A 14,784-nucleotide genomic window follows, 5' to 3' on the forward strand; every position below is an offset into this window, starting at 1 on the left:
GTTGCCAAACATTTATTTGATTGTTGCCAAAGCTCCATTGCTTTGTTACCAAACGTTGCCCGTTTTATAGCGGAAACGAGCTCCGAGGCACAGCGGCCTCCGGTTAACACAGGTGGTCGCGGCGCTGCTTCGCAGCACCTTTGTGCGACCACCCGCGTTAATCCTCAGCAGCTGACCGTGCCTCTCCGCTCTCTTTTTTTCTATTCTTCATCCTCATCATCATCAACAGGATTATCAACGGGGATATCCTTCAAGGCTGATCTGTCTTTTCTGACGAGTCTGATTCGGTTTAGTGATACTTTTCCGAGTACTAGTGGAACTCGTTCTTCAACTACATCACTGTAGGAAAGTCCGAACCAGTTGGCTGGTGAGATGAATTTTTGTAGTAGTAGTCTTAGGTGAATGATTCCTTTTTTGACTCCGCTGATCTTGGTGTCTGGTGAGAGTACTTCTTTGATCAGTACGAATGAGAAGTCACCAACCTGACGGTCAGGGATCGTTGTGTATTTCTGTGGCTGTGTCTTGATTTCACCGTTAGACATCAAGTCGTTAACAATCTGACGCAAGTAGACGTTAACCTTTTGATCGACTCTGAACCCTAAGTAAAGTTGAACGCTGACCATGTAGTCGGTGTCGAAGGTTTCGGCACTGTAAGCTGCAGTGTATGGTTCGTCGGTTACGTTGACGGTTACGAACCAGTAGACTTCGGCTCGTTTTGGTCTTTTATCTAGGATCGAGTACAAGATGTTTTTCTTAATGCGGTATCCGTCGTGGACCTTTGTTAAATAGACTAAATTAGTCGTTGTGAGTGGATAACTTGGATCCTTGCGTAAATCATTTAATTGATGTTTAAAAGCTAGCAGAGAAGCGAAATGGCTTCTGAAGGTGTTGTCATCCATTAGACGGTCGCCGTATCTCCAGATGAACATGATGGCAACTAAGGCACCAGCGATGATCATAGTGATGTAGGCACCTTGGATGAACTTGCTACTGTTAGTGATCAAGAAAATACTCTCGATCACGAAGAAAAAGCCGATGATAACAGTTGTGAAGAAGCGATTCAAGCGTTTCATCAACATCCATTGGTGCAAGAGGATAGTAGTCATCAACATGGTGATAGTAATTTCTAGACCGTAAGCATTTGACATGTTTTCGGAATTTTGGAAGAAAATTACTAAGAAAATACAAATGATCCAAATAATTGAGTTAACAGTTGGGATGTATAGTTGTCCCTTAAAGTTCGTTGGATAAAAAGTCTTCAATCTTGGGAAAATTCTTAACTTAGTAGCTTCAGATACTAAAGTATAAGAACCTGAGATCAAAGCTTGCGAAGCAATGATAGCAGCTAAAGCAGCTAGGAAGATTCCAAAAAGCCGTAATGATGCTGGCATCGATTCGTAAAATGGGTTGAAATTAGCAGGTAAACTGGCAGCAATGTCAGTACCTTTGACACGTAAGATCCAAGCTGCTTGACCTAAATAACTTAGGAGCAAGCAAACTTTAACGAAAGGCCAACTAGTATAAATATTAGGACGGCCCACGTGACCCATGTCAGAGTAAAGTGCTTCAGCACCAGTTGTTGCTAGGAAGATACTACCTAGAATAAAGATCCCCCGGATATTGTAAGGACTTCTTAAAAGCTCGATAGCGTAGTAAGGATTGAAAGCTCTCAAAACAGACCAGTCGAATGACAAGTTGTAAATACCGAGCAATCCTAAAAAGGCGAACCAAACCATCATGATCGGACCGAATGCTTTACCGATCAATTGCGTACCGAATCTTTGGATGAAGAATAGGGTCGACAAAATAATGATGGTGATCACAATAACTTGCGTTTGCGAGTGAATGAAGATGTGGTTATTGATGGCGATGCCTTTCAAACCTTCAATGGCCGCGGTAACAGTAACAGCAGGTGTCATCATACCGTCGGCTAGGAAAGTTGCCCCACCGATCATCGCTGGGATGATCAGCCATTTGGCACGCTTTCTAACCAAAGTGTAAAGGGCAAAGATCCCACCTTCACCACGGTTATCTGCCCGCAATGCGATCAAAACGTATTTAGTCGTTGTAACGATCGTCAAGGTCCAGAAAATAAGTGAGACGGACCCTAAGATGAAATTAGTCGACATCTTATCGAGTCCACCATTTCCGACCATCAAAGAGTGCATAACGTACAGAGGAGACGTACCAATATCTCCATAAACAATACCTAATGCAATTAGAAATCCCGCAAAAGACATTTTAGCGTGGGGATTTTTCCGTAGCATTGCTAAATCTTTTTTATCCATAAATATACTCTCCAAATCGAACAGTTCGAATGCGATTATAACACGGAAAAAAGTCGCTTCAAACTATTTAACTTTTACTATAAACATACATAACTATCCACTAAATCCCTAAATATTACTAGTGCTAATTATTGATGAAAAGGAACTAAAAGTGAAGAATAATCAGTATCGATCCGATACTTGATATCTTGGTTTCCCCGAATGGTCATTCCAAAATCAGTCGCATACACAACCAGCCCTAGTTGGTGACCCTCAGGCAACTTATAAAAAGTAGGCTGGAGGTCGACCGTGATGTCGTAAAATTCATTCTTTTTCAATTCATCGACGCGATAAGGATGATGACGATTTTGCAAGTTAAGGTGACCTTTAGTGATCATCTTATAAGAAGTAGGGGCTGTCGCAGTGGTAAATTCGCGTAAGTCATCTTCACGCCAGTCGAAAGTTTCGGCTAGACCTTTAGCTTTCAAAATTGAAGGTGAAACATTGAAACGTTTGCGTTGACCAAAATCGATCAATTGGAAACTAAGTAGACCGATATTTTGATCACTAGCAACACGTAATTTTACGTGTGGAACACCATCGAGGATCAGCTCATTTTCAAGTTTTTGCGTACTAAAAATAAGTCGGTGATTTTGCATGGTTGTTGAATTAGTTGCAACCAAATCATTTTGCCACTCATCTATATTTTTGCAATAGTTTTGGAAAATATTTTCCGGTAATTTATCAGAAAATTCCAAGGTTTGCGAGTTTGGCAATTTATCCGAACTCAATGAATTTTCTGACAAATAGTAATTCTTTTGATGGTTTTGTGGATCGCTCCAATTGTCGTAAGTATTCCAAGTTTCTGGAGTCAAATTATCTTGGATGATGACATTAGGGATGATTTTTTCGGCACCGTTATCGACATCGAGCAATTCGTGGGTCAACCAGAGGTTAGCGATGTCGGTGAAGTCGATCGAGCGAAAGGCATTGATGTAAATATGTTGCCCTTGATGCAAGATTATTTTTTTATTGATGTGGTTATTTTGAATGCCATTCCACAACTTCTCAACATTTCTAGGCTTAACGTTCCAGTCATTCAGTCCATGAACCAGCAATAAGTCCGCCTTGATGTTATGCATGTCTTTACGATAGTTACGAGCATCCCAAAAAGTATTGTAGTCACCGGTAGTCCGATCTTGATCAGTTGCGATTTTATCGAGCTGTTTTTTCCAAGTCGATGTAACTTGATGGAAGTCACCAGCTTGCAGGCGCCGACTAAAAGTTTCTTCCGCCAAAACGTCGCAGTCTTCACCTGGGAATCCACCAGGAGCGATGACTAGTCCGTTGTCACGGTAATAATCGTACCAACTAGAAATGGCAGCTTCGCTAATGATCGTCTTCAATCCTTTGACACCAGTAGTTGCGGCTGCAGTAGCCAAAGTTCCTAAATAAGAACGTCCCGTCATGCCAACTTGATGATTGCACCAGTCAGCCGTGATCTCGATGTTGTCAGTTTTATTAGTGAAAGCTCGGCGGTTTCCAGCTAACCATTCGATGATGGCAATCGTTGAAGTCGTTTCTTCAGGATCACCCGTTGTCCGAACGCCGTCAGAATCTTTCGTCCCGATTCCAGCAGCATAAACCACGGCAAATCCACGTGCTAAAAAGTAGTCATTGAGGGTATAAGATTGTTCACGCGAAAACGTTTCTTCAGCTTCGGTGGTGGATCCTTTTACCTGGCGAGGTTCTGGCAGTTTTTCTGCTGGAGCATGGTATTCGATGGAAGCATAAGTGTTCTCATTGGGCTCTTTAGGAGTCAAGGGAACGTTAACGTCGTGCATCAACTTATCGCCAAACTCATCGTTAGTCCCTTGATTGTATGGACTAGCAGTGTACAAAGCTGGCACAGGATAATTAGTACCAGACATCTTGGGTCGAATGATCTCCGCTTTCAACAAGTCGAGTTTCCCATCGTGATCAGTGTCTTGTGAAGACTCAACATAGACGACTTCACGAACGAGCTGGTGTGGATCGAAGATCGGCATCGACTTTCCATTAAAAATCAGTGGTCGACTAACTTCTTCATCATCGTAAAAAGGCGTGAAGTATTGCTGAGTGGCCAAGTAGTCGAGATAAGTTTGGCCGTCCTTATTGTGAGTAGCGAGCAACCAGTACCAAGCAGATTTGAGCTCGTCAAGCGTCAAGACCTCATTTTGATGATCGACCACTGTCAGTTGGATCTTCTTCATAGCCTCAATTGGCTGGTCGAGTTCAAAATCTAATTGCGGTTGAAAATCTAAAAGCTGCAAAGCCACGTTATAAAAAGCCGTCACTTCGACTTGATCGTGAGTTTGTAAATATTCAGCTAAGGTTTGGTTTTTAGTAGCCATGAGAGTGGCCAATTTTTGTTCAAATGTCGATTCAGAAACAGCGTCTGTAAAAGCTTTTTTCAAGAAAGATCTCCACAGTAACGCTGCATTATTTTCTTCTTTGTTAGTATCGTCTAAAAAATGGATCGCCGCTAATTCAGTCAGTTGTTGCTCCTGAGTAGTCGGCTTGATGGCGAATTGATTATTACGCATTTTATGCACCCCTTATTTTGTAGTCGATATTTCCATTATAGCGTTGATTGCTATCGTTTTGGCAGGTTAGGACGTTTTTGCTCGTTCAAAAATTGGGCACAAAAAAAGCCGGTAAATTTACCGACTTTTTTAATTATGCTAAAGCACCCATTGGATCCCATGGTGCAAGTACTTTAGGATCTTTTGTTTCCTTATCGAAGGTAGCCTTTAAATCGTCGCTCAATAAGTTTTTGTTAATAACTAGTTGATAAACGAATTCATCGAACCAGTCGTCACTCATGACGAAGTAACCCTTAGTTCCGACTTTTTCACCCCAAGAATTTTCGACCTTCCACTTAGTTGGCTTGCCGTTTTCATCGAGGTCAACACCGGTGATGACCATGGCGTGGTCCATCATACTTTCAACGTAGTCAAGACGTTGTGCCTTAGTCATGCTGAAGTCAGTGTTGAATAGTCCGGCTAGATCGTAGATCTTAGTGTCCATGATCCCGAGTTTTCTATCGGAACTTTGAACGACATCACTACCGAACCAAACTACCTCACCTGATTGAAGTTGTTTGACAGCTAAGTCCTTGAAGTTTTGAAGCTCAAGGTTCAAGTGACGAACTTGGCGTCCACCAACGACGTTTCCGAGAAGTTCTACGGTATAAACGTGATTGTATGGCTTGTCGTCTGTTGGTGCATTGATAGTTGAAATATAGTTGTCGATATCCCAACCAACGTACTTGTTGAAAAATTCGACTGGTGTGATGCCCGTTTCTTTGTGATACTTCTTGTCGTCATCACGATAAGCCCAGTCAAACTTAGCAGGTGGTTCACCGATCGTGTAGACCAAGATCTTATAGATCTCAGCTAGCATTTCGTCTTTTTGTCTTTGAACGTCGGCTTCTGATTCGCCGTCGTTAACTAACTTACGTAAAGTTACGGCATTTTTGCGTAATTTAGTATTAAGAACTGCATTGAGTTCTCTTGAGTTAGTTCTACTTGCTGTATCGGGCATAACGCTCTTTGGCACGACACCATACTTTTGAACTAGTGCCATGACCATGTCCCATTGACCACCATCTTGTTGAGGTGTCGTCATCAAGAAGTCAACTTTTCTGTCGCCGATAGGTAGGGCAGCTGTGTTGATAACATTTTCGTAGAAGAAATTGGACTTTTCTAACTTGTCCCAAAATTCCATGTATCCCTCAGAAAGTTCGAAGCCCTTGATCTTGAAGTCATTTTGGATCGGATGTCTCATCGTGTTCAAGGCAGCGAAGACCCAGCAAAGTCCTGATTGTTTTTGGTCAGCAACTGAGCCAGTGTCGATCTCAACTGAAAAAGTAGGATCCATTGCGATCTTTGAAGCAAGTGTTTCACTAGATTTATAAATACCATTATTTGCTACTGCATTTTTAATGGCAGATGAACCTGGAGTGTCTTCAAATGCTTTTTGAAAATCTGTTAGTTCTTTAGATGTGATTTCCTTAGTCATGTATTACTCTCCCTTTAAATTATCTAATGTTGTCGATGACCTTTGGTCCGTCATCGTAGCCAACGATTACAGTATTCACTATATCAAGAAATAGTCCATGTGCAACAATTCCAACTTGATGATCTAGCCAGTCAGCTAGTAGGTGAGGGTGTGGAATGTGACCATTTTTGAGATCGATGATGTAGTTTTTATTATGTGTTAAGACGCGGTCACCGTTTTCGTCGAGACGAAATTCTGGTGCTAGGTTTTCTTTAGCTAAGTCGTCGAAAGTCTTTTGGCAACCAAAGGGGATAACTTCAATCGGTAAGGGAAAGCTACCTAATTCGTCAGCCATCTTCGATTGGTCAACGATCCACAAGTTACGATGTGAATTAGTTGCGACCATCTTTTCGAGCAAGTGAGCTGCACCGCCACCTTTGATACCTTGGAAGTTCTTGTCGATCTGGTCAGCACCATCGATCGTTAAGTCGATATGGTCGACTTCATTCAAGTCTTTCATCGGGATGCCGAGTCCTTCGGCTTGTTTTTGTGAACGTGAAGAAGTAGAAACACCCACGATATTAGTGATCTCACCAGCTTGGTATCTGCGACCAAGTTCTTCGATCATGTAATAAACAGTCGAACCTGTTCCTAATCCTACGATCGAGTTACTTTCAATAAAATCTACTGATTTAACACCTACGGCTTTTTTAAGTTCGTCTTGATTCACTATTTTTCCTCCTCTAAATCTTTCAATAGTTGTTGGTAGTTGTCGGCTAATAAAAATCTGATCTCGGGTTTGTTCTTGAATGCAGCCTTGGCATATTCGCAAACGGGTACCACCTTGAGATCTTTCAAGTCGGCGTAATCTAGCAAAGCGTTCAATAGCTTGCCTGCTAAACCGTGGCCACGATAAGAGTCATCAACTCTCGTGTGGTCGATAGCGATGACGCCTTCTTTGACGGTCGAGTAGGTAATTTCACCAATTTCTTTGCCAGTATCTGGCTCATAAAGGTAAAAACGATCCTCATTATGTCTTATTTCCATAAAAAGCCCCCTTCGAATTGAACATTTACTTTAATCTTACCGTAATAAGTCGGGAAAGTCAGTGTATTGACCATGTTTAAATGATATCATTTTAAGTAACTGAGACTTAAAAAGGAGAATTAAATTTTGGCAAAACAACGTGGGTTTGAAATTGTAGAAAAATATCGTGGACAAGGCATCAACTTACCAGTCCGTCAAACGAAAAAAGCAGCAGGCTACGACATTGAAAGTGCTGTCGATTTTGTCGTTCCATCAATGTGGAAATTTGGAGTAGTTAATGCTATCAAATTCCTTCTCAATAAGGGTAAAATGGATGACACAAAACTTGATGAGATCCAAGGTGCCATCAAGCCAGTTTTAGTACCAACTGGAGTCAAAGCTTACATGCAAGACGATGAAGTTTTGATCGTTGCCAGCCGTTCCAGCAATCCTTTAAAGCGTGGACTATCAGTCCCTAACGGAATTGGTGTCGTTGATGCTGATTACTACAACAATAGTGGTAACGAAGGAGAATTGTTCATCCAATTGATCAACTTTTTCCCAAGAGATTATCACATTAAAAAGGGTGATCGTCTGGCCCAAGGTATTTTCACGAAATATCTCACGACCGACACTGACCAAGGTGGTTTGAAGGAACGTGAGGGTGGCTTTGGATCATCAGGTATTAAATAAGAAAGAAGGAAACATTTGATTGGCAAAATCTAAAAGCAAATTCGTCTGCCAAAGATGTGGCTACGTTTCACCGAAATATTTAGGACGCTGCCCTAATTGTGGTTCTTGGAATCAAATGGTCGAAGAATTAGAACACAATGAAGCTGTTAAATCGACTCCGAGTCGCCGGACTAGTGACTTGGAGATCAAACCACAAAAGATCAACAGTGTTTCTTTTGCTAAGGAACCACGGATCAAAACTGACTTGTCGGAATTGAACCGCGTCCTTGGTGGCGGGATCGTTCCGGGCTCACTGATCTTGATCGGCGGTGATCCCGGGATCGGTAAGTCAACGCTCTTGCTACAAGTTTCCGGACAACTACAAAAGAACGCCGGCAAAGTGTTGTACGTCTCTGGTGAAGAGAGTGCCTCCCAGATCAAGATGCGGGCCGATCGACTAGGGATCAACGGGGATGACTTGTACGTTTATCCACAGACTGATATGAGTTACATCCGACAAACGATCGATGAGTTGAAGCCTGACTACTTGATCATCGATTCCGTCCAGACCATGGATGAACCAGAGATCGGCTCTGCTGTCGGTAGTGTTTCACAGATCCGCGAAGTTACCGCTGAATTGATGAATATCGCCAAACAACAAAATATTACCGTCTTCGTCGTTGGTCACGTGACTAAGGGTGGTGCCATTGCTGGTCCAAAGATACTGGAACACATGGTAGATACAGTGCTATATTTTGAGGGGGACACTCATCACAGTTATCGGATCTTACGTTCAGTCAAGAACCGTTTCGGTTCGACGAATGAGATCGGTATTTTTGAAATGCAGACGCAAGGACTTTCCGAAGTGGAAAATCCTTCCGAGATCTTCTTAGAAGAACGTCTCAAAGATACCAATGGCTCGGCCGTCGTTGTTTCGATGGAAGGAACTCGGCCGATCCTCGTCGAGATCCAATCGTTGATCACCCCAACGATCTTTGGAAACGCCAAGCGGACTGCGACCGGATTAGATCACAACCGAGTTTCCGTCATCATGGCTGTGCTTGAAAAACGAGGCAATTTGATGCTCCAAAATCAAGATGCCTACTTGAAGTCGACTGGTGGCGTTAAGCTGGACGAACCAGCGATCGATCTCGCATTAGCAATGTCGATCGCCTCTAGCTACAAGAATCTCGGGATATCAGCCACCGACTGTTTTGTCGGCGAAGTCGGATTGACTGGCGAGATCAGACGGGTCAATCGGATCGACCAACGGGTCAACGAGGCTGAGAAGCTTGGCTTTAAGCGCATATTTATTCCAAAGAATAATCTCGGCGACTGGGTCAAAGATCAAAAGATCCAAGTAATCGGTGTCAGCACCGTTGCTGAAGCGATGGGTAAGACTTTTTAATATAGGAGGTTATAGATGCGAAAAATTATTGTAAATGTCATCTTTGCCTTGATCGGTATTGCAGTTGGTGTAACTGTTTTGCCGTCATTGTGGAGAGTGACTGGCGTATATGACGTACGTTGGGTCAATAATGGGTATGTCGACGGACTTACTGGCGGTATTATTTTTTATTTTTTCTCATTTCCTTTCGTCGAACCCATTACTCGCTTAAACGAACGAATCGAAAAAGAACTGAGTTCTCAATCAACTAGTTGGATCATTTATGGAGCAGTCTTTTTGATCGGTGGCTTGATCTTAGCTAACATCATTTCGATCCCATTTTATATGATGCGTTCATCGATCTTTAATACCATCATTCCGTTGATCTTAATGATCATCTTCGGATTCTTAGGCTTTCGCCTAGGAACGACGCGACGGAATGATTTAAAGGGCTTTGCTAGTGCAAAAAGAAAATCCAACGATAAATTAGCTAGTGATGGTGATATCATTGAAAGAGCGACCGAAAAAGATTTTTATCCGTATAAGATTTTGGATACCTCAGTCATCATTGATGGACGTGTTCATCAGCTAGCACAGACCGGTTTTTTGGAAGGGAAGTTAATGATCCCGGATTTTGTTGTCCACGAATTGCAGTTGATCTCCGATTCTAGCGACAATCAAAAGCGGGAGCGTGGTCGCCGTGGCTTGGACATTTTGAATCAGATCAAGATGGACCAGACGGTCAATTATGAGACGACGACACGTGATTATGACAACATTCCTGAAGTCGATAATAAATTGTTGAAACTTGCCAAAGAAATAGGTGGTGCTGTTTTAACAAACGACTATAATTTAAATAAGGTCAGCGAATTTCAAAACGTTAAAGTTCTAAATATTAATGAACTGGCTAAAGTTTTGAAACCAATGGTTTTGCCAGGAGAAACAATGACTGTTAAAGTTATAAAAGAAGGTACTGAGCGCAAACAAGGTGTTGCTTACCTTGAAGACGGTACGATGGTTGTTGTTGAAGAAGGAAAATACTTCATCAATAAATCATTGGAGGTCGTTGTAACTAGTGCATTACAAACTGATGCCGGCAAGATGATCTTCACGAAGCCAAAACACTCATTCAATGGTATTTCGGCCAAGAATCCAAAGAATTCTGCGGATAACAAACCAAGTAAGTCAACAAGAAAAAGGGGAGAACGTAAAAGTGGCAAACAAGGCAAATAACGATATTCGAGTAAGATATGCTCCAAGTCCTACAGGACATCTACATATTGGTAATGCGAGAACAGCAATTTTTAATTACTTATTCGCACGTCATAACAAAGGAAAATTCATCATCAGAATCGAAGATACTGATACGAAGAGAAACGTTGCTGGTGGCGAAAAGAGTCAACTTGAAAACCTTAAATGGTTAGGCGTTGACTGGGATGAAGGTCCTGATGTTGGTGGAGACTTCGGTCCTTATCGTCAATCAGAACGTAAAGACATTTATCAAAAATACATTCAAGAACTTCTCGACAAAGGCTTAGCTTATGAATCATATCTTTCTGAAGATGAATTAACTAAGATGCGTGAAGATCAAGAAGCACGTGGTGAAATGCCACATTACGAATATGAATTTGCTGGAATGAGCGAAGAAGAAAAGGCTCAAAAGATCCAAGCTGCTAAAGACGCCGGAGTTACTCCTGTTGTCCGTATCCACGTACCAGTTGGTAAGGACTACGTTTGGGACGACATCGTTAAAGGTGAAGTTTCGATCGAATCTGACACACTAGGTGGCGACTGGGTCATCCAAAAACGTGACGGTATGCCAACTTACAACTTTGCCGTTGTAGTCGACGACCACTTGATGAAGATCAGTCACGTCCTACGTGGTGATGATCACGTTGCAAACACACCTAAACAGATCATGATCTATGATGCCTTAGGTTGGGAAGCACCAAAATTCGGTCACATGACATTGATCATCAATACTGAAACTGGTAAAAAGTTGAGTAAACGTGATGAATCAGTGCTCCAATTCATCGAACAATATCGTGAATTAGGTTACCTACCAGAAGCAATGTTCAACTTCATTACTTTATTAGGTTGGTCACCAGTTGGTGAAGATGAATTATTCAACCGCAAGCAATTCATTAAGATCTTCGATGAAAATCGTTTGAGTAAATCACCTGCCAAATTTGACCAAAAGAAACTCGAATGGGTCAACAACCAATACGTTAAAAATGCTGACGTCAGCGAGATCTCTGACTTAGTTATCGAAAACTTGATCGTTGCTAAGAAGCTCCCTGAAAACCCAGATACAAACACAATTCAATGGGTCAGACATTTAACAGAACTTTACATGCCACAAATGAGTTATACTCAACAAATCGTTGATCTTGCTGACATCTTCTTTGATCAACCAGAAGTATTGACTGATGAAGAACAAGAAGAATTAGCAAACGATGATGCTAGAACAGCTATCGAAGATCTTCGTGGCAAGCTTGAAAAGCTTGATCGTTTCACAGCTACACAAATCATGGCTGCTATCCAAGGAGTTCGTGCCGATACTGGTGTTAAAGGTAGAAAACTTTACATGCCAGCTAGAATCGCTACGACACGTACTATGCATGGTCCAGCTATTGCCGAAGCCATCGAATTATTCGGTCGCGATGCAGCACTTAAGAATATTGATAAGACATTAGATCAAATGAAATAAGTACCGGAAGGTACAAAACAAGAGGTTGAAGGAAAACATTGTTTTGCCCCAACCTCTTTTTATATAGGTGATATAGATGCTGAAAATATTTAATACGTACACACGACAAAAAGAAGAATTTAAGCCGATCAACGCAGGTCACGTGAATATGTATGTCTGTGGACCAACAGTTTATAACTATATTCACATCGGAAATGGTCGTTCGATCGTAGCTTTTGACACCGTTAGACGCTACTTGGAATACAGTGGATACGACGTTAAATTCGTTTCCAACTTTACTGACGTTGACGACAAGATGATCAAAGAAGCTGCTCGTGAAAACGTCACTGTCCCCGAAGTAGCCGACAAGTTCATCAAAGCTTTTTTCGAAGATGTTGGTCAGTTAAACGTTCAAAAAGCAACAGTCAATCCACGCGCTACCGAAAATATCCCTGAGATCATCGACTTTATTAAGAATTTGATCGAAAAAGACTACGCTTATGAATCACAAGGGGATGTCTTTTACCGTGCTCGCAAGTTCAAGAAATACGGTCAACTTTCGAAGATGGATATAGATCAATTAGTTGAAGGCGCTAGTGAACACATTGGTGAAGAAGAATTCGATAAGAAGCAAGATCCAATCGACTTTGCCCTCTGGAAAAAGGCTAAACCAGGTGAGATCAAATGGGATTCCCCTTGGGGAGAAGGCCGTCCGGGCTGGCATATCGAATGTTCCGTCATGTCAACCAAGTATTTAGGCAACAACTTCGACATTCACGGTGGTGGCCAAGACCTCGAATTCCCACATCACGAAAACGAGATCGCTCAATCAGAAGCAGAAACTGGCGAAAAATTCGTCAACTACTGGATGCACAACGGTTTTGTTACTGTGGAAAACAACGAAAAGATGAGTAAGTCACTCGGAAACTTCGTCACTGTCCATGACTTAGTCAAGACGACCGATCCGCAAGTGATCCGTTTCTTCTTGTCATCAACACATTACCGTCGTCCACTAGAATACTCAAAGTCTAACCTCCAAAAAGCTGCCGACAACTTAGACAAGATCAAGACAGCCTACAATAACTTGGAATTTAGAACTGAAAACGCTGATGGTGCGCAAGATCCAGCTGTTAAGACCGAAATTGACAAGATCATCGCTGACTATAAGACTGCCATGGATGACGACTTCAACGTCCAAAATGCTTTGACATCGATCTTTGAATTAGTTAGTCTAGCTAACAACTACAATAGTCAAGAACAAGTCAACGCTGATGATGTGAAGTTGATCTTGGATACTCTCGCACAACTTGCTGGGATCCTCGGTGTGAAGTTCGACCAAAAAGGCGAATTATCAGACGATATTCAAACACTCGTCGATCAACGTGACGAATCTCGAGCTAACAAAGATTTCGCAACTAGTGATAAATTGCGTGATCAATTAAAGGAAATGGGTGTGATCCTCGAGGACACACCGCAAGGAACACGGTGGCATTTAGATGATTAAACTAGAACAATTAAATGGCGTGACACTGGCATACTTAGGCGATGCCGTCTATGAAGTATACATTCGTGAACACGTCTTAGATACCGGAACGACTAAGGTCAATGAACTACAAAAGATGTCAAAGCAATACGTCTCGGCGAAAGCTCAGGCGGCTTTGATCAATCTCATGATCGAAGAAGACATCTTATCCGATGAAGAGCTCCGGATCTACAAAAATGGTCGAAATGCCAAGAAATACACTAAGGCAAAGAACACCGACGTGGTAACTTATCACATGTCGACTGGATTTGAAGCCTTAATGGGTTATTTAGACCTCACAAAGAATAAAGAACGCCTAGCCGAACTGATTGACTGGTGCATCAAAAAAGTCGAAGCAGGTGAAACGAATGCAAAATAATTCTCACAACAAAGTCGATGATAGTGAACTAGTCTTTGGCACGCACGCTGTCGTAGAATTACTCAAATCACCTACTGCAAACGAACGCGTCAACAAAGTCTTGATTCAAAAAGACTTAAAGAGTGAACACATCGGTGAAGCTATCAAACTAGCTAAACGTGACCGCTTGATCGTTCAAGAAGTACCCAAGAATAAACTCGATCAGATCACCGACAACGGGACTCACCAAGGGATGGCTGCTTACATTGCTCCTTATCAATACGCCCAATTAGACGATATTTTTAAGAGTGCTGAAAAGAAGGGGACTGATCCTTTCATCTTGATCCTCGATAAGATCGAAGACCCCCACAACTTAGGCTCGATCATGCGGACAGCTGATGCTGTCGGTGTCGATGGCATCATCATTCCTAAGCACCGTTCAACTGGTTTAACTTCGACTGTTGCCAAAACTTCAACTGGTGCGATCGAACACGTGCCAGTAGTGCGGGTGACTAACTTAGTCAACACGATCAAAGACCTCAAGAAGAAAAACGTCTGGGTCTTTGGAACAGCCATGGAAGGTCACAACTATCGTCAATGGAATGCTAAGGGTGCTATCGCCTTAGTCATTGGTAATGAAGGAAAGGGTGTCTCACCACTAGTGCAAAAGCAAGTGGATGAAACACTAAGTATCCCAATGGTTGGACACGTTCAAAGTTTGAACGCCTCAGTTGCTACAGGTGTTTTACTTTACCAAGCTTATGCTTCGAGAAATGAATAATTTATAGTAAAAAATTAACAGTTAGTTGAAAAGACTAACTG

At 42.1% G+C, this 14,784-nt stretch carries 12 protein-coding genes; 7 read left to right on the plus strand and 5 right to left on the minus strand.

Going from position 1 to position 14,784, the window contains the following annotated elements:
• Window positions 1-200 precede the first annotated feature (200 nt).
• The 5 genes from EKM69_RS00685 to EKM69_RS00705 all read right to left on the minus strand — a co-directional run bounded on the left by EKM69_RS00685 (window position 201) and on the right by EKM69_RS00705 (window position 7,355).
• Window positions 201-2,288 (minus strand): KUP/HAK/KT family potassium transporter, encoded by a 2,088-nt coding sequence (locus EKM69_RS00685; RefSeq protein ID WP_125707086.1) that lies wholly within the window; start codon window positions 2,286-2,288, stop codon window positions 201-203.
• A gap of 128 nt (window positions 2,289-2,416) precedes the next feature.
• Window positions 2,417-4,852 carry a Xaa-Pro dipeptidyl-peptidase gene (locus tag EKM69_RS00690; RefSeq protein ID WP_125707088.1) on the minus strand — a complete coding sequence of 812 codons (2,436 nt, stop codon included), beginning with the start codon at window positions 4,850-4,852 and terminating at the stop codon, window positions 2,417-2,419.
• A 133-nt stretch (window positions 4,853-4,985) separates the two neighbouring features.
• The gene (locus EKM69_RS00695) at window positions 4,986-6,329 is read right to left on the minus strand and encodes a C1 family peptidase (protein WP_125707090.1); all 1,344 of its coding nucleotides are present in this window, start codon (window positions 6,327-6,329) and stop codon (window positions 4,986-4,988) included.
• Window positions 6,330-6,348: 19 nt separating this feature from the next.
• Window positions 6,349-7,038 carry a ribose-5-phosphate isomerase RpiA gene (gene rpiA / locus EKM69_RS00700; RefSeq protein ID WP_125707092.1) on the minus strand — a complete coding sequence of 230 codons (690 nt, stop codon included), beginning with the start codon at window positions 7,036-7,038 and terminating at the stop codon, window positions 6,349-6,351.
• On the minus strand, window positions 7,038-7,355 hold the full coding sequence (locus EKM69_RS00705) for a GNAT family N-acetyltransferase (protein ID WP_125707094.1): 318 nt from the start codon (window positions 7,353-7,355) through the stop codon (window positions 7,038-7,040). Before EKM69_RS00705 ends, rpiA begins: the two co-directional genes overlap by 1 nt.
• Before the next feature lie 126 nt (window positions 7,356-7,481).
• Here EKM69_RS00705 and EKM69_RS00710 point away from each other — a divergent pair, with 126 nt between their 5' ends.
• The 7 genes from EKM69_RS00710 (at window position 7,482) to rlmB (ending at window position 14,743) form a co-directional block, all read left to right on the plus strand.
• Window positions 7,482-8,027, plus strand: a complete 546-nt coding sequence (locus tag EKM69_RS00710) for a dCTP deaminase/dUTPase family protein (protein WP_125707096.1) — start codon at window positions 7,482-7,484, stop codon at window positions 8,025-8,027.
• Between the two features lie 19 nt (window positions 8,028-8,046).
• Complete coding sequence (gene radA, locus EKM69_RS00715; protein WP_125707098.1) at window positions 8,047-9,414, plus strand: DNA repair protein RadA; 1,368 nt, start codon at window positions 8,047-8,049, stop codon at window positions 9,412-9,414.
• Window positions 9,415-9,429: 15 nt separating this feature from the next.
• The gene (locus tag EKM69_RS00720) at window positions 9,430-10,626 is read left to right on the plus strand and encodes a PIN/TRAM domain-containing protein (protein WP_125707100.1); all 1,197 of its coding nucleotides are present in this window, start codon (window positions 9,430-9,432) and stop codon (window positions 10,624-10,626) included.
• Window positions 10,607-12,103 (plus strand): glutamate--tRNA ligase, encoded by a 1,497-nt coding sequence (gene gltX / locus EKM69_RS00725; RefSeq protein ID WP_125707102.1) that lies wholly within the window; start codon window positions 10,607-10,609, stop codon window positions 12,101-12,103. The genes EKM69_RS00720 and gltX overlap by 20 nt, the downstream gene beginning before the upstream one ends.
• 76 nt (window positions 12,104-12,179) lie before the next feature.
• Window positions 12,180-13,586 (plus strand): cysteine--tRNA ligase, encoded by a 1,407-nt coding sequence (cysS, locus tag EKM69_RS00730; protein WP_125707104.1) that lies wholly within the window; start codon window positions 12,180-12,182, stop codon window positions 13,584-13,586.
• Entirely contained in the window at window positions 13,579-13,983 is a 405-nt protein-coding gene (locus tag EKM69_RS00735) for a Mini-ribonuclease 3 (protein ID WP_125707106.1), read from the plus strand. Before cysS ends, EKM69_RS00735 begins: the two co-directional genes overlap by 8 nt.
• Window positions 13,973-14,743: a 23S rRNA (guanosine(2251)-2'-O)-methyltransferase RlmB gene (gene rlmB / locus EKM69_RS00740; RefSeq protein ID WP_125707108.1), complete on the plus strand. Its 771-nt coding sequence runs from the start codon at window positions 13,973-13,975 to the stop codon at window positions 14,741-14,743. The genes EKM69_RS00735 and rlmB overlap by 11 nt, the downstream gene beginning before the upstream one ends.
• Window positions 14,744-14,784 lie beyond the last annotated feature (41 nt).

The sequence above is a fragment of the Companilactobacillus zhongbaensis genome (genome assembly GCF_003946515.1).
Taxonomy (GTDB): domain Bacteria; phylum Bacillota; class Bacilli; order Lactobacillales; family Lactobacillaceae; genus Companilactobacillus; species Companilactobacillus zhongbaensis.

Coding starts and splice junctions, on each gene's coding strand:
- EKM69_RS00685 (WP_125707086.1), bottom strand. CDS start 2,288: ATGGATAAAAAAGATTTAGCAATGCTACGGAAAAATCCCCACGCTAAA.
- EKM69_RS00690 (WP_125707088.1), bottom strand. CDS start 4,852: ATGCGTAATAATCAATTCGCCATCAAGCCGACTACTCAGGAGCAACAA.
- EKM69_RS00695 (WP_125707090.1), bottom strand. CDS start 6,329: ATGACTAAGGAAATCACATCTAAAGAACTAACAGATTTTCAAAAAGCA.
- EKM69_RS00705 (WP_125707094.1), bottom strand. CDS start 7,355: ATGGAAATAAGACATAATGAGGATCGTTTTTACCTTTATGAGCCAGAT.
- EKM69_RS00720 (WP_125707100.1), top strand. CDS start 9,430: ATGCGAAAAATTATTGTAAATGTCATCTTTGCCTTGATCGGTATTGCA.
- cysS (WP_125707104.1), top strand. CDS start 12,180: ATGCTGAAAATATTTAATACGTACACACGACAAAAAGAAGAATTTAAG.
- EKM69_RS00735 (WP_125707106.1), top strand. CDS start 13,579: ATGATTAAACTAGAACAATTAAATGGCGTGACACTGGCATACTTAGGC.
- rlmB (WP_125707108.1), top strand. CDS start 13,973: ATGCAAAATAATTCTCACAACAAAGTCGATGATAGTGAACTAGTCTTT.